General features: G+C 57.8%; 20 protein-coding genes, 2 tRNA genes and 1 pseudogene. 9 read left to right on the forward strand and 14 right to left on the reverse strand.

All coding sequences use genetic code 11. The features are described from left to right. Window positions 1-60: 60 nt before the first annotated feature. Together purM and BMX55_RS16550 are read right to left on the reverse strand one after the other, a co-directional pair. Window positions 61-1,107, reverse strand: a complete 1,047-nt coding sequence (purM, locus tag BMX55_RS05645; RefSeq protein WP_091454161.1) for a phosphoribosylformylglycinamidine cyclo-ligase — start codon at window positions 1,105-1,107, stop codon at window positions 61-63. A gap of 58 nt (window positions 1,108-1,165) precedes the next feature. Further along, on the reverse strand, window positions 1,166-1,309 hold the full coding sequence (locus BMX55_RS16550) for a hypothetical protein (RefSeq protein ID WP_218144460.1): 144 nt from the start codon (window positions 1,307-1,309) through the stop codon (window positions 1,166-1,168). Between the two features lie 49 nt (window positions 1,310-1,358). Here BMX55_RS16550 and hda point away from each other — a divergent pair, with 49 nt between their 5' ends. Genes hda through folK form a run of 4 tightly spaced genes read left to right on the forward strand, consistent with a single transcriptional unit; the run spans window position 1,359 to window position 4,879 of the window. After that, a complete protein-coding gene (hda, locus tag BMX55_RS05650; RefSeq protein ID WP_091454164.1) occupies window positions 1,359-2,054 on the forward strand; it encodes a DnaA regulatory inactivator Hda in 696 nt (231 codons plus the stop codon). Window positions 2,055-2,097: 43 nt separating this feature from the next. Beyond that, on the forward strand, window positions 2,098-2,799 hold the full coding sequence (locus tag BMX55_RS05655) for a histidinol-phosphatase (protein ID WP_091454166.1): 702 nt from the start codon (window positions 2,098-2,100) through the stop codon (window positions 2,797-2,799). After that, the gene (gene pcnB, locus BMX55_RS05660) at window positions 2,796-4,367 is read left to right on the forward strand and encodes a polynucleotide adenylyltransferase PcnB (RefSeq protein WP_091454168.1); all 1,572 of its coding nucleotides are present in this window, start codon (window positions 2,796-2,798) and stop codon (window positions 4,365-4,367) included. The genes BMX55_RS05655 and pcnB overlap by 4 nt, the downstream gene beginning before the upstream one ends. After that, entirely contained in the window at window positions 4,364-4,879 is a 516-nt protein-coding gene (folK, locus tag BMX55_RS05665; RefSeq protein ID WP_091454171.1) for a 2-amino-4-hydroxy-6-hydroxymethyldihydropteridine diphosphokinase, read from the forward strand. The genes pcnB and folK overlap by 4 nt, the downstream gene beginning before the upstream one ends. Here the strand turns inward: folK and BMX55_RS05670 are convergent. Then, window positions 4,854-5,081 carry a sulfurtransferase TusA family protein gene (locus BMX55_RS05670; RefSeq protein WP_091454174.1) on the reverse strand — a complete coding sequence of 76 codons (228 nt, stop codon included), beginning with the start codon at window positions 5,079-5,081 and terminating at the stop codon, window positions 4,854-4,856. The two genes, folK and BMX55_RS05670, sit on opposite strands and share 26 nt — an antisense overlap. A 17-nt stretch (window positions 5,082-5,098) precedes the next feature. Then, on the reverse strand, window positions 5,099-6,004 hold the full coding sequence (gene cysM, locus BMX55_RS05675) for a cysteine synthase CysM (RefSeq protein WP_091454178.1): 906 nt from the start codon (window positions 6,002-6,004) through the stop codon (window positions 5,099-5,101). A gap of 41 nt (window positions 6,005-6,045) precedes the next feature. On the opposite strand from cysM, the gene BMX55_RS05680 reads away from it, so the two are divergent. From BMX55_RS05680 to BMX55_RS05690, 3 genes are all read left to right on the forward strand, one after another. Further along, window positions 6,046-6,130: transfer RNA gene (locus BMX55_RS05680), tRNA-Leu, on the forward strand. A gap of 177 nt (window positions 6,131-6,307) precedes the next feature. Continuing rightward, window positions 6,308-6,730, forward strand: a complete 423-nt coding sequence (locus BMX55_RS05685; protein WP_091454181.1) for an Arm DNA-binding domain-containing protein — start codon at window positions 6,308-6,310, stop codon at window positions 6,728-6,730. A 35-nt stretch (window positions 6,731-6,765) separates the two neighbouring features. After that, window positions 6,766-6,960: a hypothetical protein gene (locus BMX55_RS05690; RefSeq protein ID WP_143059580.1), complete on the forward strand. Its 195-nt coding sequence runs from the start codon at window positions 6,766-6,768 to the stop codon at window positions 6,958-6,960. 1,935 nt (window positions 6,961-8,895) lie between these two features. Here the strand turns inward: BMX55_RS05690 and BMX55_RS05695 are convergent. From BMX55_RS05695 to petA, 6 genes and pseudogenes are all read right to left on the reverse strand, one after another. Next, window positions 8,896-8,971: transfer RNA gene (locus BMX55_RS05695), tRNA-Thr, on the reverse strand. Window positions 8,972-9,009: 38 nt separating this feature from the next. Beyond that, the gene (locus tag BMX55_RS05700) at window positions 9,010-9,534 is read right to left on the reverse strand and encodes a ClpXP protease specificity-enhancing factor (protein ID WP_091454187.1); all 525 of its coding nucleotides are present in this window, start codon (window positions 9,532-9,534) and stop codon (window positions 9,010-9,012) included. A 33-nt stretch (window positions 9,535-9,567) separates the two neighbouring features. Further along, complete coding sequence (locus tag BMX55_RS05705) at window positions 9,568-10,179, reverse strand: glutathione S-transferase N-terminal domain-containing protein (protein ID WP_091454191.1); 612 nt, start codon at window positions 10,177-10,179, stop codon at window positions 9,568-9,570. Window positions 10,180-10,301: 122 nt separating this feature from the next. Continuing rightward, window positions 10,302-11,048, reverse strand: a pseudogene (locus BMX55_RS05710) (cytochrome c1); the annotation flags it as partial. Window positions 11,049-11,055: 7 nt separating this feature from the next. After that, the gene (locus BMX55_RS05715; protein ID WP_091454194.1) at window positions 11,056-12,471 is read right to left on the reverse strand and encodes a cytochrome b; all 1,416 of its coding nucleotides are present in this window, start codon (window positions 12,469-12,471) and stop codon (window positions 11,056-11,058) included. Window positions 12,472-12,482: 11 nt separating this feature from the next. Next, window positions 12,483-13,082 carry a ubiquinol-cytochrome c reductase iron-sulfur subunit gene (gene petA, locus BMX55_RS05720; RefSeq protein WP_091454197.1) on the reverse strand — a complete coding sequence of 200 codons (600 nt, stop codon included), beginning with the start codon at window positions 13,080-13,082 and terminating at the stop codon, window positions 12,483-12,485. A gap of 118 nt (window positions 13,083-13,200) precedes the next feature. Here petA and mscL point away from each other — a divergent pair, with 118 nt between their 5' ends. Beyond that, window positions 13,201-13,638: a large conductance mechanosensitive channel protein MscL gene (gene mscL / locus BMX55_RS05725; protein WP_091454895.1), complete on the forward strand. Its 438-nt coding sequence runs from the start codon at window positions 13,201-13,203 to the stop codon at window positions 13,636-13,638. A 5-nt stretch (window positions 13,639-13,643) separates the two neighbouring features. Here mscL and pdxA read toward each other — a convergent pair whose 3' ends face one another. Beyond that, window positions 13,644-14,693, reverse strand: coding sequence for a 4-hydroxythreonine-4-phosphate dehydrogenase PdxA (pdxA, locus tag BMX55_RS05730; protein ID WP_091454200.1), 1,050 nt, complete (start codon window positions 14,691-14,693; stop codon window positions 13,644-13,646). Window positions 14,694-14,695: 2 nt separating this feature from the next. After that, on the reverse strand, window positions 14,696-15,457 hold the full coding sequence (locus tag BMX55_RS05735; RefSeq protein WP_091454204.1) for a Nif3-like dinuclear metal center hexameric protein: 762 nt from the start codon (window positions 15,455-15,457) through the stop codon (window positions 14,696-14,698). Window positions 15,458-15,553: 96 nt separating this feature from the next. Here BMX55_RS05735 and BMX55_RS05740 point away from each other — a divergent pair, with 96 nt between their 5' ends. After that, entirely contained in the window at window positions 15,554-16,708 is a 1,155-nt protein-coding gene (locus BMX55_RS05740; protein ID WP_091454207.1) for a S1C family serine protease, read from the forward strand. Window positions 16,709-16,717: 9 nt separating this feature from the next. On the opposite strand, the gene tatC is transcribed toward BMX55_RS05740, so the two are convergent. Further along, on the reverse strand, window positions 16,718-17,512 hold the full coding sequence (tatC, locus tag BMX55_RS05745; protein ID WP_091454209.1) for a twin-arginine translocase subunit TatC: 795 nt from the start codon (window positions 17,510-17,512) through the stop codon (window positions 16,718-16,720). A gap of 54 nt (window positions 17,513-17,566) precedes the next feature. Continuing rightward, window positions 17,567-18,037: a Sec-independent protein translocase protein TatB gene (tatB, locus tag BMX55_RS05750; RefSeq protein ID WP_091454212.1), complete on the reverse strand. Its 471-nt coding sequence runs from the start codon at window positions 18,035-18,037 to the stop codon at window positions 17,567-17,569. Between the last annotated feature and the right edge of the window lie 13 nt (window positions 18,038-18,050).

Consider the following 18,050-nt stretch of genomic DNA (forward strand, 5'->3'; position numbering starts at 1 on the left):
CGCAGCAGAGTGCGCAGCCGTGGGTGGCGGCCATTCCATAAGGGGTGAATAAGCCCTAAATTAGCGCACAACCACGGCAGCGCCTTCACCACGCGGCGCGATAGCACCGATGGTAAAGACCTGCTCGCCCGCAGCGCGCAAGGTAGCGGCAGTAGCCTCGGCCTGTTCTGCCGCCACCACCACCACCATGCCAATGCCATTGTTGAAGGTGCGGTTCATCTCGATATCGTCAATGCCCGCCGTGGCCTGCAACCAAGCAAACAACTCGGTTTGAGGCCAACTGCCCTTTTGCAGGTGCGCTGCGGTGCCTTCGGGCAGCACACGGGGAATGTTTTCGAGCAGACCGCCACCCGTGATGTGGGCCAGCGCCTTGATGGGGTGTTGTGCCAATGCTGCCAGCACGTTTTTCACATACAGGCGGGTGGGTTCCATGATGGCCTGCTTGAACGGCTTGCCATCCAAAGTGGCAGGGGCATTGGCCCCGGCACGTTCAATGCACTTGCGCACCAAACTGAAACCGTTGGAATGCACGCCGCTGGAGGCCAGCCCCAACACCACATCGCCGGGCTGCACGCTCTGACCCGTCAAAATCTTTAATTTTTCTACGGCACCCACCGCAAAACCGGCCAAATCGTACTCACCAGGCGGGTACATGCCGGGCATCTCGGCGGTTTCGCCACCAATCAGGGCGCAACCCGACAGCTCGCAGCCCTTGGCAATGCCACCAACGACCGCAGCGGCGGTATCTACATCCAACTTGCCACAGGCAAAATAATCCAAAAAGAACAAAGGCTCGGCACCTTGCACCAGCACATCATTGACGCTCATGGCCACCAAATCGATGCCCACGGTATCGTGCATGTTCCACTCAAAGGCCAGCTTGAGCTTGGTACCGACGCCATCGGTACCCGACACCAACACTGGTTCTTGGTAGCGCTTGGGCACTTCAAACAGAGCGCCAAAGCCACCAATACCGGCCAGCACGCCCTCGCGCATGGTCTTTTTGGCCAGTGGCTTGATGCGCTCGACCAGCGCGTCGCCAGCGTCAATATCGACGCCAGCATCTTTGTAGGAAAGGGGAGTAGGATGGAGTGCAGAGGAGCTCATGGCGGGCGTGGCACGGATCAGCGTGCTAACAGACTAAAATTTGCGCAGATTCTACGGGCTACGCGTGCAGCGCTGTCCAAAGTTGCCCTAAGGGGCGTGCGGTCAACAGCACTAGCCAGCCTGCAACCGCCGCCCACCACAGGCTGTCAGCTTTGCTGGCCGCTACACTGCTCTCGTCACTTTGCCCGCTGATCCATGCCACGATTTGCTACCCTTTCATGTGCCATCCCGCCTGTGCCGGGGCTACAGCCATGAAGCAGCTTGCCTTGGACATCGGTTTAGCGCCCATGCCCACGCTAGAGCGCTTTTTTCCCGGCCCCAATGCAGCGGCCCTAGAGCACCTGCTGCAATCGGTGCATAGCAGCGCCAGCGATGCCCATTCGCCCGTGCCTACGTACCTCTGGGGCGAGCCCGGCAGTGGCAAATCCCATTTGCTCAAAGCCGTGCGTGAAGCCCTGCGTGAGCACGGGGCCAGCGTAGGCTGGCGCGATGCCCGCAGCAAATATGCCCCGGCTTTTGATGAGCGCTGGACAGCGGTCATCCTAGACGACGTACACCTCTACAGCACCTCGCAACAGGCTGTAGCCTTTAACTGGTTTATCAACGCCATGAGCCCAGCCAACGGCGTGCCGCGCTGGGTGCTGGCCGCTGGCAACCTGCCACCATCAGACTTGCCCCTGCGCGCTGATTTGCGCAGCCGTTTGGGCTGGGGCGATGTGTTCCAGTTGCACCTGCTAGACGAAGCCGAACGGCGCTTGGTGCTGCGCCAGCAGGCCGAAGCACGCGGCGTGACGCTGGGGGGCGATGTGGTGGACTACATGCTGCGGCGCTTCTCGCGCGACTTGGGCAGCCTGATGCAACTGCTAGACAAGTTAGACCACCACGCCCTGCGCACCCAGCGGGCCATCACCATCCCGCTGCTCAAGGACATGCTCGACACCGAATGACGAGCCAGTCCATTTTTTCTATTTTCTCTCTGCTTCGAACCGCATGACCCTTGATTCCCCGGCATCGCGCCCCCGGCTGGCCCTGTTTGATCTGGACCATACCCTGCTACCCCTTGATTCTGATTACGAATGGGGCGAATTCACCACCCGTATCGGCTGGACGGACCCGCAAGAATTTAGCCGCCGCAACGCGGAGTTCTACGCCCACTACCAAGCGGGCACTCTGGACATCCACGACTATGTGCGCTTTGCCACCGAGGCCGTGCGCCGCCAAGGCCCGCAAGCGGCAGAAGCGGCCCATGCCCGCTTTATGCAGGAAGTGATTGCACCAGCTATTCGTCCGGCGGCCCTAGAACTGCTGCGCCAGCACCAGCAGGCAGGCGACCGAGTCATCATCATCACCGCCACCAACGAATTTGTTACCCGCCCGATTGCCCAAGCATTGGGCGTACCAGAGATTTTGGCCACCGACCTCGAACGCGGTGCCGATGGCTGGTTTACCGGAGAAATCCGGGGCGAGCCCAACATGCGCGAAGGCAAAGTGCGCCGCATGGCCCAATGGCTGGCGGCACAACAGCTGGGCTGGGACGATGTGTACAGCACCTTCTATAGCGATTCCACCAACGACATCCCCCTGCTGGAACAGGTGAATGCGCCTGTGGCGACCAACCCCGATGCCCGCCTGCGCGCCTTGGCGCAGGAACGCGGCTGGCGCACCCTTGACCTGTTTACGGCCCAACCATGATTAAAAAATTTATCGACAAACTCATCGCCAAGGCCAACCCTGGCGCCCGCCGGGCCGCACCCCGGTTTGGCCAACGGGTGGACGTGCCGCCCGAAGTGCATGGGATTGACCCTGCACTGGTGGACGAACGCGCTGCTGATGTGGTGCGCGTGCTCAAAGATGCTGGCTTTGAAGCCTATATCGTCGGTGGTGCCGTGCGCGATTTGCTGCTGGGCCTCAAACCCAAAGACTTTGATATCGCCACCGATGCCACGCCCGAAGAGGTCAGAGGGCTGTTCCACCGTGCTTTCATTATTGGCAAGCGTTTTCGCATCGTCCATGTCGTGTACGGCCACGGCAAAGAAAGCGACGTAATTGAAGTCTCGACCTTCCGCGCCTTTTTGGACAACAGCGCCGCAGAACAAGTCAGCGGCAACGAGAAAACCAGCCGCCGGGCGCTGGCCGGAATGCAGCACGCCGTCGATGCCAGTGGCCGCGTGCTGCGCGACAACGTTTGGGGGCCGCAGGATGAAGACGCCACGCGACGCGACTTCACCCTCAACGCCATGTATTACGACCCCGAAACCCAAATTCTGGTCGATTACCACCACGGCATTGACGACGCCAAAAAGAAACTACTGCGCATGATTGGCGACCCGGCTACGCGCTACCGCGAAGACCCGGTGCGCATCATCCGGGCCGTGCGCTTTGCTGCCAAGCTCAGTGATTTAGGTTTTGCCCTAGAACTCAAAACCGCTGCCCCGTTGGTGCAATCGCAGCAACTCCTGGCTGACGTGCCCCAAAGCCGCATGTTTGATGAAGTGCTCAAGCTGCTGCAAACCGGCCATGCCTTAGCCACCATTGAGCAGTTGCACAAACTGGGGCTGGCGCACGGCATTTATCCCTTGCTAGATGTGGTGGTAGAGCGCGCCGATACCGATTTTGTCCATGCCGCCCTCACTGACACCGACCGGCGCGTGCGTGAAGGCAAGCCCGTGGCCCCCAGCTTCTTGCTGGCTTGCGTACTTTGGGAAGATGTGCGCAACAACTGGAACCGGCGCTTGCAGGCAGGTGAGTTGTCTCTGCCCGCCTTGTACGAGGCCATTGACGACACCCTCAACCTGCGCATTGGTGATATTTCAGGCCGGGGCAAACTGGCTGGTGATATGCGCGAGATTTGGATCATGCAGCCGCGCTTTGAACGGCGCACAGGCCGCGTGCCCGACAGCATGGTGACGCAATTGCGTTTTCGCGCCGGGTTTGATTTTCTTTGGCTGCGTGCTGAAGTGGGCGAGGTCGATGAAGCCTTGGCTGAATGGTGGCAAGAGTACAGCACCGCCGACGAGCAGCGGCGCTACGACCTGCTAGAGCAAGCCCGCGAAGAGCAAAAAGCCTTACAACGCGCCAAACAACCCGTGGTGCGCCGCATCCCCAAAACCAACGCCACCACGACAGCAGAAACGGCAGCCACCGGGCCAGCCCCTGCCGGCGATGCCGCCAGCGATACAGCACCCGCCAAGAAGCGCCGTCGGCGCAAACGCAAGCCCGGCAGCACAGACGGTGCCCCGGCTGGCCCTATCGAACCATGACCGCCCCTGAAGCCACCCCAGCATGGCTGGGCCTAGGGGCCAACCTCGGTGACGCGGTAACGACGCTGGGTTGGGCCTTAGAACAACTGCACACCCGGCCCGGCCTGCAAGTGCAGCGCATCTCGTCGCTGTACCGCAGCGCCCCGATTGATGCCAGCGGCCCCGACTATGTCAATGCAGTGGCCCAAGTAGCCACTACCCTGGCACCACAAGCCCTGCTAGAGGCCCTACAGGCCCTAGAACAGGCCGCAGGGCGCGAGCGCCCCTACCGCAACGCCCCACGCACGCTGGACTTGGACATTCTGTGGTTTGGCAAGCAGCACATCAGCACAAACACCCTTACTGTGCCGCACCCGCGCATTTACGAGCGCGCCTTTGTGCTGCTGCCCTTGGTGGAACTGGTGCCCGAACGCATCAGCGCAGCGCAATTGCAGCGCGTGCAAGACCAGCGCATTGAGCGCATCGAGCACGCTAGGTGGAGGGTGCCTAGCGGCGGCGCAGAACGTGGATGAACTCATCCCCCACCGTCTCTTGCTCGACCAGCTCATTGCCCGTTTGTTTGGCAAAGGCTTTGAAGTCGCGCAAAGAGCCGGTGTCGGTGGCACGCACCTTCAGGAGCTGGCCACTTTCCATGTCGGCCAGTGCCTTTTTGGCTTTGAGAATCGGAAGCGGGCAATTGAGGCCACGCGCGTCAACTTCTTTATTCGTCAGCATCTGCAATACCTTCTGCGTTAAGCAGGAAAAACCCCGGTAGAAAGATAGCGGTCGCCCCGGTCACAAACCACAAAAACAATCGTGGCATCGCGCTCGCGGGCGGCGATTTGTTGTGCCACCCAGCAGGCCCCAGCGGCAGAAATACCCGCAAAAATACCTTCTTCGCGGGCCAAGCGGCGGCACATTTCTTCGGCATCCTCTTGGCTGACCAAGAGCAGCTCATCCACCGCAGACGGTTCGTAAATGGCGGGCAAATACGCCTGCGGCCACTTGCGGATACCCGGAATGCGCGAGCCCTCTTGCGGCTGCGCACCAATGATCTGGATGGCAGGATTTTTTTCTTTCAAAAAGCGCGATACGCCGGTGATGGTACCGGTGGTACCCATAGCGGAGACAAAATGCGTGATCTGCCCTGCTGTCTGCTCCCACAATTCGGGGCCGGTGGTTTCGTAGTGGATGCGTGGATTGTCGGCATTGGCAAATTGATCCAACACCACCCCTTTGCCTTGCTGCACCATGCTGTTGGCTAAGTCACGGGCGTACTCCATGCCGCCGCTTTTAGGTGTCAGCACCAGCTCAGCACCAAAAGCCTTCATGGTTTGGGCGCGCTCAATGGACAAGTCTTCAGGCATGATGAGCACCATGCGGTAGCCCTTGATGGCCGCTGCCATCGCCAAGGCAATACCCGTGTTGCCGGAAGTAGCCTCGATCAGGGTATCGCCGGGCTTGATCGTGCCACGCTCTTCAGCGCGGCGAATCATGGACAGCGCTGGCCGGTCTTTCACCGAACCAGCGGGGTTGTTGCCCTCTAGTTTTCCCAGTACAACATTGCCACGCTCTGCGTTAGCCTGTGCGGCAATGCGCTGCAAGGCCACCAGCGGGGTGTGGCCGACAGCATCTTCAATGGTTGGATATTTTTTCATGGGCATAAATGTGCCATAATTCAGTCCTAGACAAATTACCCGCCCGGGTGGTGAAATTGGTAGACGCGCTGGACTCAAAATCCTGTTCCGAAAGGAGTGCCGGTTCGATTCCGGCCCCGGGCACCAAATGACAATATCAGGCTATGTCAGGCCACTTCAAAAGCCCCTTACCTCATAGGTACAGGGGCTTTTCTGTTGCTTCACGTCACTTCACAGGGCACCATGACATCGCGGTATTTTTACGGTACTTATTACGGTACCCGGTAGATACCGCGCTTTCAGATACCGTAAGGAGCGCAGACCGTGGCACTAAACGACACCTTCATCAAGAACAGCACCAAGCACAGCGGCAAACCGGCGGGCGATAAACACAGCGATGGTGGGGGGATGTTCCTGCACGTCAAAGCAGCGGGCAAATACTGGCGCATGGACTACGCCATCCACGGCAAGCGCAAAACCCTGTCCATTGGTGTCTATCCTGCTGTCTCGCTGGCACAGGCCCGCAAAGCCCGCGATGATGCCAAGGCCCAATTGGCCCAAGGCGTTGACCCCAGCACCGCCAAGCGCGAAGCCAAGGCCACCAGCGCCAGCGCTGCACAGAACACCTTTGAAGCGGTGGCACTGGCATGGCTCAAAAGCACTTCGGCCAAACGCACCCAGCCCGTGGCCTGTACGCTCCTGTGGCGCAACACCAGCCGCCGCACCCGATCAAACACACATGATTAGCTGATGGCGCAGTCAAAATTGAAGCGGGCGGCAACGTGCTAACACTGATGCCACTAGAGCACAAGACGCTGGTGCGGATGCTGGGGGGAGTGATGGCCGAGGCGATGCAGATGGCAGCCGAGTCAGCAGCGCTATCCCAACTGGCAGTGCAGGGGGCGCAGATTGCCCGCCTTGCACAGCGCCTTAACGAGCGCCACAGCCGCAAGCAGGTAGAAAAGCGTAGGGGCTAAGGGGCCTAACGATTCACACTATCAGCCCGGCCACTGTGGTCGTGATGACCACGCAGATGCACTACGTACGGCAAGCATATTCATAACGACAATGGTTGCTGGCGCTGGGTGTGGATGGAGGTGTGGGAGAAATTTCCCGCATCTTGGCCGGGATTGCCAGCCCGGCGCTATTTATTAAATAGCATGAATGAATACAAGCGTTTGCGTAGTATCCAAGGGCAAGGTATACAATTCGCAATCCATAGAAAAGCGCATTTGAAGGATGGTTACCAAGTCAGTTACCAGCCAAACAGCACTTTTTGAGCTGGTGCGCAGCAAAACCGCTATTCAATCTGTAACCACTGGAATCCTGGTGGTTTGGCGCTGATGCACCAAGACTCGGGGATGATGATGCTACGCAAGGCCACGGTACGCACGGAAAGCGCTATTTCTGAGCGCGTACTTTGGTTAGTGCTGAGCAGGTTAGCGCCATGGTTAACGCAATTTAAGGCGTTAACCAAAGTGGGTTTGCTCTAACCGCCAAGCGGTGGTCTAGCCCAAGCGCACCAGAACGCAACAGCCCAGATGCAGCAAAACGCAGCACGCCCAAGGGGTAGCCGGAAATTAGCCAGTATGCAGGCAGCAACCAACCCAACAAGTTTGTCTTTGATGCGTAGGCGCAGGGTTTTGGTGCAGTCCATGCTGTGCATTATCAATTGGACATCCAAGAGTAGCAAACACCCATGAGGATGCTTACGGCATCCGCGCTCTCAACCTCGGGCTGAACCCCGAGGCTTCCCGCGCACTTGGTGAGAGAATGGCCCGCGAAAGCAGAGAGTACATAGCTAAACTACCATGGTGGCGACGGTGGATGTACCGGACGCTTGAGGATCGGTTGACAGATTGACTCTTTGTGAGGAGGCGCCAGCTTGGTTTGCAAACCGGCTGTGCAATGGCCTGGCCCAACACGCGCACCACATAGCCCGCCACAAGAAAATCTGGGAGGTGCCTTGATCCCGCTGCTGTCGCGAACTTCGCGGAACCTGCATCTAGTACCCACGACGATGTTTCAAAGTCCTCTGCTCCAATGTATCCGATGACGCTGAACTTTGACTTCTACCATCGGTGGCAGTGAGAGCCAACCTTGCAAAATTTTTGCAGAGTCACTGCGGCACTGACCGGCCAATCCAAGCGCCGCACAGAAGTTTGGAGCGGTTTGCACCCGAAGCCTTCGCCAGATTAGAGCTTGGAGAACTATGGCGCCGATGATGAAGATCAACAGGAGACTCAAGTTGCGGCGTCACCCAGAATTTGGGTAACGTGCTTTGTCGCCTACCTGCTTGCTCAACTCGACGACAACGAAAAACGCCAGTCATTGCAAGAAGCGAGGAGACTCTAATTGCCCTTGGGCGGCACGAGTGCCACCATTACCTCAAGCCAAGCGACCGGCGTTAATGAAATCATACGCTCTGAGCGCATGGTTATCGAATTGGCTAAACATCAGCCAATGTGGTGCTGGCTGGAGATGGTTCACTTTTGAGCCATACCCTACACCGGACACCGAAGCAGGAATTCCTGCTTCGAGCGTGCTGCGTGCTAGGTGCTGGCGCTGCTGTCCGCTGTAGCATGCATGCAACAGACCCCAGCAAGGTAGCTGGAAATTTTCCCTGCTATGCCACGGGGAAAAATCCCGCATGTGACACCACTACAAAAACCATAGCTATCAAAGCACACACACTCAGGAGATACTTTTCTTTTTTACGGTAATTTTGCCATTTTTAGGCCATTCTCATAGGAGAGTTCAATTCCGGCCGCGTCCATTTGCTCAACTGGCAATAGGGTCTTTTTGTGTTGTATCGAGGTCTGCCATCAGAGCGTTTTGTTTTTAGTCGGTGTGCGCATCAATAGCAAAAGCAAAAAAGCCACTTGTCACAGTGAACAAGTGGCTTTGAATGCTGGTGCCGATTGTCGGAATCGAACTGACGACCTACCGCTTACAAGGCGGGTGCTCTACCAACTGAGCTAAACCGGCTAAGCTGAAATTATAGCATTAAAATCTACTACTCAATTTTATTTCACACGCTTGAGCGCAGGGCGTCCGCTGCCCGTAGGAGGACGCGGTGGCTCATCATCGTGCAGCCCCAACGCCGCATCAGTGGACACCAGTTGTATGATGCGATCAGCATCTGCCGCTGGATGGCTGGCCACATCGGCCTCAGACAAGGCTTTAGAGATAGAAACCAAGGCATCTGTAGCCTCAGAGCTGTCCTCATCGACTGGGTGGGGAAAAGCCATTCCTTGCCCGTTCTCACGCGCGTAAATAGCCACCACACGCTCCACAGGCACCATGATGTCACGCACCTTGCCCGCAAAACGGGCCTTGAACTCAATGTAGTCATTGCCCAGCAAGAGCCCACTGGTGGCATCCAAGCCCACATTGAGCACAATCTCCCCGTCCTTCACATACTCGCGCGGCACTTGGACAGAAGAGTCCACACGTACGGCAACGTAAGGCGTGAACCCGTTGTCAATGCACCATTCGTGCAAGGCACGGATCAGGTAGGGGCGCGTGGTGGTGGGTTCCTGTGCGTTCATGGGCTTGTGGCAGTGGATGAAGAAGGTAGAAAATTACTTGCGCATGACTTTTTCTGAGGGCGTCAACGCCTCAATATAAGCTGGGCGCGAGAAGATACGTTCAGCATACTTGAGCAACGGTGCCGCGTTCTTGCTCATTTCAATGCCGTAGTAGTCCAAGCGCCAAAGCAGCGGCGCAATAGCCACATCCAGCATAGAAAAGCTCTCGCCCAGCATGTATTTGTTCTTCAAAAACACTGGGGCTAACTGCGTCAGGCGGTCGCGGATATGGGCGCGGGCCTTTTCCATCGCCTTCTCGTTGCCCTTGGTGGCACGAGACTCCAGCGTGTTGACATGAACGAACAGTTCTTTCTCAAAGTTGAGCAAGAACAAACGCACACGGGCGCGATCTACCGGGTCGCCGGGCATCAGTTGGGGATGCGGAAAACGCTCATCAATGTATTCGTTGATGATGTTCGATTCGTACAAAATCAGGTCACGCTCGACCAAAATCGGCACCTGACCATAAGGATTCATCACGCTGATGTCTTCGGGCTTGTTGTACAAGTCCACATCGCGGATTTCAAAATCCATACCCTTCTCAAACAACACAAAACGGCAGCGGTGGGAAAAGGGGCAGGTCGTACCCGAGTAAAGCACCATCATGGCAAGGAACTCCTAAAAATAAAAGAGTGGAACGCATAGTGCGCCCACTCTGAAAAAGATGCGGCCACGCCGCTAGGGCGTGGCGTGGCAGGCACAACAGCTTACTTCACGTCTTTCCAGAACGCAGCGTTGAGCTTCCAAGCAGCCACACTGGCCAAGGCCAAGAAGGCCAACACCCAAATGCCAAGGTTAACGCGCTTCTTCTGCGCTGGCTCACCCATCCATTGCAGGTAGCCAACCAAGTCACCGATAGCCTCATCGTATTGTTCGGGCGTCATCGTGCCAGGGGTAATGGTTTCCCAGCCCTTGTGCACCTGCACAGTTTGGCCGTGGCTTTCTTGCTGCTCGAACACAGCGTGGCGTTGGCCTTGCAACTGCCACAGCGCATGCGGCATACCCACGTTGGGGAAGGCCAGATTATTCCAGCCCGTAGCCTTGGCTTCGTCACGGTAGAAGGTGCGCAAGAAGGTGTAGAGATAATCAGACCCGGTACCACCAGCACCAGCACGCGAACGAGCGATGACGGTCAGGTCGGGCGGATTGGCACCAAACCATGCCTTGGCTTGCTTGGGATCAATGGCGGCCTTCATGGTTTCACCGATTTTGTCGGTGGTGAACAGCAGGTTTTCTTTAATCTGCTCATTGTTCAGCCCGATGTCATTCAAGCGGTTGTAGCGCATGAACGCAGCCGAGTGGCAGCTGACGCAATAGTTGACAAATAGCTTGGCACCATTTTGCAAAGCACCTTGATCGTTGATGCGGTTGGGTGCCTTGTCCCAAGCCATACCACCGCCAGATGCATGCGCTGCACCGGCCACCAAGCCCAAAGCAGCGATGAACGAGAGAAGGATTTTTTTCATGGTATTCATCTCCAGCTCAATGTGCAGCAAAGGTCACGCGGTCAGGCACGGGCTTAGGCTCGCCCAAGCGGCTCCACCAAGGCATGAGCAGGAAGAAGCCGAAGTAGAACAGGGTACCGACTTGCGACACACGTTCGCCGATGGGCGAAGGTGGTTGCACGCCCAAGTAAGCCAGCACCACAAAGTTGACGACAAACACGGCATACACATACTTGTGCCAGCTTGGACGGTAGCGGATGGACTTGACGGGGCTGTGATCGAGCCAAGGCAGACCAAACAGAATCACTACTGCACCACCCATAACCACCACACCCCAGAACTTGGCATCGATGGACAACATCATGGCTACCACCACCACGGCAGCACCCAAAATGCCAACCTTGATGAAAGCAGGCAGCTTGCACTTGAGCACAGCCAACAGAGCACCAAGCGACACGCAGGCGATCAGCACATACATCATCTCAGTGGTGATAGCGCGCAGCATGGAGTAGAACGGCGTGAAGTACCAAACTGGTGCAATGTGCAGTGGTGTTTGGAACGGATCGGCAGGAATAAAGTTGTTGTATTCCAAGAAGTAGCCACCAAACTCAGGGGCGAAGAAGATCACCGCTGTGAAGGCCATCAAGAACAGGCACACCCCCATGATGTCATGCACGGTGTAGTAGGGGTGGAAAGGCACGCCGTCGAGGGGGTGACCATTGGCATCCTTAGGCGCGTTGGGGCCTTTGATTTCAATACCGTCAGGGTTGTTAGAACCCACATCGTGCAGGGCCAACAAGTGAGCAACCACCAAGCCCAGCAGCACCAGTGGCACAGCAATGACGTGGAAGCTGAAGAAGCGGTTGAGCGTAGCGTCAGACACCACGTAGTCACCACGGATCAGCAGGGCCAGATCGGGGCCAACAAAGGGCACAGCAGCAAACAGGTTCACAATCACCTGAGCGCCCCAGTAGGACATTTGGCCCCAAGGCAACAGGTAGCCCATAAAGGCTTCAGCCATCAGTGCCAAGAAAATGGCACAGCCAAAAACCCAGACCAGCTCGCGTGGCTTGCGGTACGAGCCATACATCAGGCCCCGGAACATGTGCAGATAAACCACCACAAAGAAGGCCGATGCCCCAGTGGAGTGCATGTAGCGGATCAACCAGCCCCAAGGCACATCACGCATGATGTATTCCACAGAGGCAAATGCTTTGTCAGCATCAGGCTTGTAGTGCATCACCAAGAAAATGCCGGTGACAATTTGGATCACCAGCACTAGCAGCGCCAATGAGCCAAAGATATACCAGAAGTTGAAATTTTTCGGAGCGTAATACTCCGACATGTGCACGCGGTAGGCGTCAAAAGCAGTGGGAAACCGGTTTTGAAACCAGTTGGTCAGCTTGGCACCGCCCGAGGCGTTGGGGGAAATTTCCTTGAATTCGTGAGCCATGTCGTTGTTCCTCAGGCCTTCTTATCTTCACCGATCAGGATCTTGGTCTCTGACAGGTACATGTGGGGAGGCACTTCGAGGTTGTCGGGTGCAGGCTTGTTTTTGAACACGCGGCCCGCCATATCGAAGGTAGAGCCGTGGCAGGGGCACAAGAAGCCACCCTTCCAATCGGCGGGCAGTGAGGGCTGGGCACCAGTGACAAACTTATCGGAAGGCGAGCAACCGAGGTGGGTACAAATGCCCACCGCCACGAAAACTTCAGGCTTGATAGAGCGGTGGCCGTTGCGAGCGTACACCGGAGTGAATTCAGCCGGTTTGCGCTCAGACTTGGGGTCAGCCAGCTGGTCATCAATCTTTGGCAAATCAGCCAACTGCTCTGGGGTGCGCCGGACGATCCAGACGGGCTTGCCGCGCCACTCGGCGGTCATTTTTTCACCGGGCTTGAGGGCGGAGATGTCCACCTCGACTGCAGCACCGGCTGCCTTGGCTTTTTCGGAGGGCTGAAAAGTACTCACGAAGGGGACGGCGGTTGCCAAGCCGCCCACCGCACCCGCGCAGCCGGACGCAATCAGCCACGTCCGCTTGCTGGAGTCGATTGGAGTGTCACTCATGGGGATCCTCGATGAACATCGCTAGTATTGGGGGTTTAGCCTCAAATTGTAGCGGACTACGTAGGGGTATCCCGCAGCCGCGACACTGCGGGCTTTAACCTTGGGCAAGGAGATGAACGTGGGAATGGTGCAAGAATTTAGAGAATTTGCCATCAAGGGCAATGTGATTGACTTGGCAGTGGGCGTGATTATTGGTGGGGCTTTTGGCAAAATTGTCGATTCAGTGGTGGGCGATCTCATCATGCCGGTGGTAGGGCTGGTGTTTGGCAAGTTAGACTTTTCCAACCTGTTTGTCGCGCTAGGCCATGTGCCCGAAGGCACGGCCATGACGCTGGACGCGCTCAAAAAAGCTGGGGTACCGGTGTTTGCTTATGGCAGCTTCATCACCGTGGCAGTCAATTTCTTTATTCTGGCCTTCATCATTTTTATGATGGTCAAGCAGATCAACCGGCTGAAACGCAATGCCGAAGCCGCACCAGCCGCTCCGGTGGCTCCCCCCCCCACCCCCGAAGATATTGTGCTGCTGCGCGAAATCCGCGACAGCCTCAAGCGCTGATCGCGCTACGACAGCCGTTTGGCCATGCACACAGCCTCAATCAGACTGGCCGCGTCGGCCACGCCCTGACCGGCAATATCAAAGGCGGTGCCGTGGTCGGGGCTGGTGCGTACCAGTGGCAGCCCTAGGGTGACATTGACGCCTTTATCCACCCCCAAATACTTGACGGGAATCAAGCCTTGGTCGTGGTACATGGCTACCACGACATCAAACTCGCCGGGGTGCGCGGGCGTTTGGCGGGCGCGCATAAAAATGGTGTCTGGTGCAAACGGGCCTTGGATGTTCATCCCTTCGGCGCAAGCCGTGGCAATGGCCGGGGCAATGGTGTCAATTTCTTCGCGGCCAAACAAGCCACCCTCTCCGGCGTGGGGGTTGAGTCCGGCCACGGCAATGCGCGGCACGCGCCCCAAGCTGCGACTCAAGGCATGGTGGGTGATGCGCAGGGTTTGCAGCACGTTGTCGTAAGTGACGGCAGCAATCGCCTCGCGCAGGGACACATGGATGCTGACCAGCACGGTGCGCAATTCGTCATTGGCCAGCATCATGCGCACCGGCATATCGGCCAACGCCACACCCGCATGGGCTGCGGCTTGCGCTTGGAGCAGTTCCGTATGGCCGGGAACATCGACCCCAGCGGCATGGAGCGCCTCTTTGTGCAGCGGTGCCGTTACCAGCCCTGCAATCTGACCATGCAAGGCCGCTTGGGCGGCCCAGAGCACGCAGTCAGCCGCCGCACGCCCAGCAGCGGCGCTGATCTGCCCAAAGGGCTGTGGGCTGGGCAGACCGGGTAGTGGCAACACGGGCAAGCAACGCCGTGGCACCTCCAGGGCTTGGGCTGGATACGCAATCAAGGCCATGGGCAGCGATGGCAGGCCGGGGCGCAGCACACAGGCGGCGGCACGACGCAGAGTAGCGACATCGCCAACAACAAAACAACCTTGGAGTTGCTCAGGCGCATCGCGGAAGGCTTTGGCAATAGTTTCTGGGCCAATGCCCGCAGAATCGCCTTGGGTGATGGCCCAAACACGGGGCACAGTGTTGGTGTTGGTATTCATGCTCAGGCCGGGTTATCGATGTCAATAAAGTAGTGGTCTAGCCCGTATTGCTCGGCCAACTGTGCAGCCACAGCAGGGGCACCATAGCGCTCAGTGGCATGGTGACCAGCGGCAATGAAGGCCACACCACATTCACGAGCAAGGTGCATCTGCGGCTCGGAAATCTCTCCCGTGATAAAGGCATCGGCCCCGGCAGCAATGGCAGCCTCAAAATAACTTTGGGCACCACCACTGCACCAAGCTACTTTGTGAATAAGGCCAGACCCATCGCCCACCAACGTCACAGGCCGCTCTAGCGCGGCCTCAACGTGTGCCGCTAGAGCGTGGGCACTGGAAAAAGTGCAGCCATCGTCGCGCTGGCCCAGCCAGCCCAAAGACTGCTCGCCAAAACAAGCCTCTCCCTGCAAGCCCAGCACACAGGCCAGTTGGGCGTTGTTGCCCAAGGTGGGATGGGCATCAAGCGGCAGGTGGTAAGCAAAGAGATTGATGTCGTGCGCCAATAGCCGTTGCAGGCGCTGCTTCATCCAGCCCGTGACGCGGCCATCTTGACCACGCCAAAACAAACCATGGTGGACAAAGATGGCATCGGCGCGGGCCTCAATGGCAGCATCAATCAAAGCTCGGCTGGCAGTGACGCCACTAACAATGCGCTCAATCTGTGCCTTGCCCTCCACTTGTAGGCCGTTGGGGCCGTAGTCCTTGAAACGTTCGGGTTGCAGCAACATATCCAGAGACTGCCGCAGGGTGTCGCGAAAAATGCTCATACGCCCATTGTCGCGCCAATAGCCGGTGTTGGCACCATGGCGTACTGGTTCACAATCGCCACTTGCCTCTTTTGGGCCTATTTTTTCTGATTGCTCATGAAACGCTTCTGGCTGATTTTTTCCCAGGCGGTGACGGTATTTGTCGCCGCCTATTTTGTCGTTGCCACGCTGCAACCAGATTGGCTGGCGGCGGGGGCTAGACGCTCTGGCGCTGGCGTGACGTTGTTTGAGGCGGCTCCGATCAGCGATCCTGCACGCCCGGCCCCCGGCAGCTTTAGCCCGGCGGCGCGCAAGGCCGCGCCAGCGGTGGTCAGCATCAACACCAGCAAGGCGGCAGTACGCCATCCGCGCAGCAACGACCCTTGGTTTCAGTTCTTTTTTGGCGATCAGCAGCAAAGCCAGCCCCAAACCGGGCTGGGCAGCGGCGTCATCATCAGCCCCGATGGCTACATCCTGACCAACAACCATGTGGTGGAAGGGGCCGACGAGATCGACGTCACGCTCACTGACAGCCGCCGCGCACGCGCCCGCACCATTGGCACCGACCCCGATACCGATTTGGCTATCCTGAAGATTGAATTGGACAAGCTGCCAGTGATTGTGCTGGGCAATTCGGATCAGTTGGCAGTGGGCGATCAGGTGCTGGCGATTGGCAACCCCTTTGGCGTGGGCCAAACCGTGACCAGTGGCATTGTCAGTGCGCTGGGCCGCAGCCAGTTGGGTATCAACACCTTTGAAAACTTTATCCAAACCGATGCCGCCATCAATCCCGGCAACTCTGGCGGAGCGCTGGTGGATGTGAACGGCAATCTGCTGGGCATCAACACTGCCATTTACTCGCGCTCAGGCGGCAGTATGGGGATTGGTTTTGCTATTCCGGTATCCACAGCCAAAATGGTGCTCGATGGCATCGTGAAAGACGGGCAGGTAACGCGCGGCTGGATTGGTGTCGAACCCAACGAGCTATCGCCCGAACTGGCCGAAACCTTTGGCGTTCGGGCCAGTGAGGGCGTGATTTTGACCGGGGTGCTGCAAGATGGCCCAGCAGCACTGGCCGGTATACGCCCCGGCGATGTGATTGTGCGCGTGGACGATAAAGCCGTGACCAATGTACCCACACTGCTAGCCACCGTAGCCTCGCTCAAACCGGGAGCACCTGCCAGCTTTCAGGTGCAGCGCGGTGATCGAATGCTAGAACTGGCCGTGACCCCCGGCGTGCGCCCACGCCTGCAACGGGCGCTGCGCCGCTGAGGCACAAGATCAAGAGGAGGCGGCAGGGGGGGTGTCGTCTTCTGCTGGGGCTTGGGTGTGGCGGATAAAAATCTGTGCAGCCCAAATACCCAATTCATACAGCAGGCACATGGGGATAGCCAGTGCCAACTGCGACACCACATCGGGTGGCGTGACGATGGCGGCAATCACAAAAGCCAGCACAATAAAGTAACCGCGAAACTCCTTGAGCTTGGCCACACTGACCACGCCCATGCGCGCCAGCACCACCACGGCAATTGGCACCTCAAACGACAAGCCAAAGGCCAAGAACATGGTCAAGACAAAGCCCAGATAAGCCTCAATGTCAGGCGCAGCCGTGATACTTTTGGGGGCAAAGCCTTGGATAAAGGCAAACACCTGCCCAAAAACGAAAAAGTAGCAAAACGCCACGCCCACCAAGAACAAAAGGGTGCTGGAGATGACCAACGGCAACACCAGTTTTTTCTCATGCGAATACAGGCCGGGTGCCACAAAGGCCCACACCTGCCACAGCACCATCGGTAACGCCAACAAAAAAGCGGCCATGAGCAAGATTTTGAGTGGCACCATAAACGGCGATATCACCGAGGTGGCAATCAACGTGGCCCCTTTGGGCAAGTGCGCCACCAGCGGCGCGGCCAACCAGTCGTACAGCGTGCCGGGGCCGGGGAAAAAGAACAAAAAGGCCGCCGCCACCAGCACGGCTAGCAGGGCCTTGACCATGCGGTCGCGCAGCTCTACCAAGTGCTGCACAAAGGGCTGTTCGGTGCCCGCGAGTTCGTCTGTGGAGGATGGATCGGACATGTGTAGGGGCGGCGGGAAACTAAGCCCGCCCGCGCCGCGCCAAGCGCTGCGGCATCAGTAAAACCGGGGGGAAGGACGGTGGCGCGCTACCCGCGCTGCACCAGACTGTACCTTGGTGCGTACACCTTGGCGAGATTTGTACCACTGCGGCATGGTGCCCCGCTTGAGACGCCAGTTTTTGCCGGGATGGCGGTAGGCTGGCACCACCATGCTACTGGCCGTACTGTCTGCGCCCAAGGCATCAAAGCGGGTGGCATCGGCCCAATCTTGCTCAAAAGCACTGGTTTGGCTGTGGATGGAATGCTCCACTTCGCGGGCGGCACCCTCGACCGTTTCTTTCATTTTGCGCAGCTCATCCAACTCCATCGAGCGGTTGACCTCGGCCTTGACATCAGACACATAGCGCTGCGCCTTGCCCAGCAAAGTGCCCACGGTGCGCGCCACACGCGGCAGTTTTTCAGGGCCAATGACGATCAGCGCCACGGCACCAATCAAGGCCAGTTTGGAAAACCCGATATCAATCATGCCATTGCCACCT

The sequence above is a fragment of the Giesbergeria anulus genome (assembly GCF_900111115.1).
In the GTDB taxonomy this organism is placed as follows: domain Bacteria; phylum Pseudomonadota; class Gammaproteobacteria; order Burkholderiales; family Burkholderiaceae_C; genus Simplicispira; species Simplicispira anulus.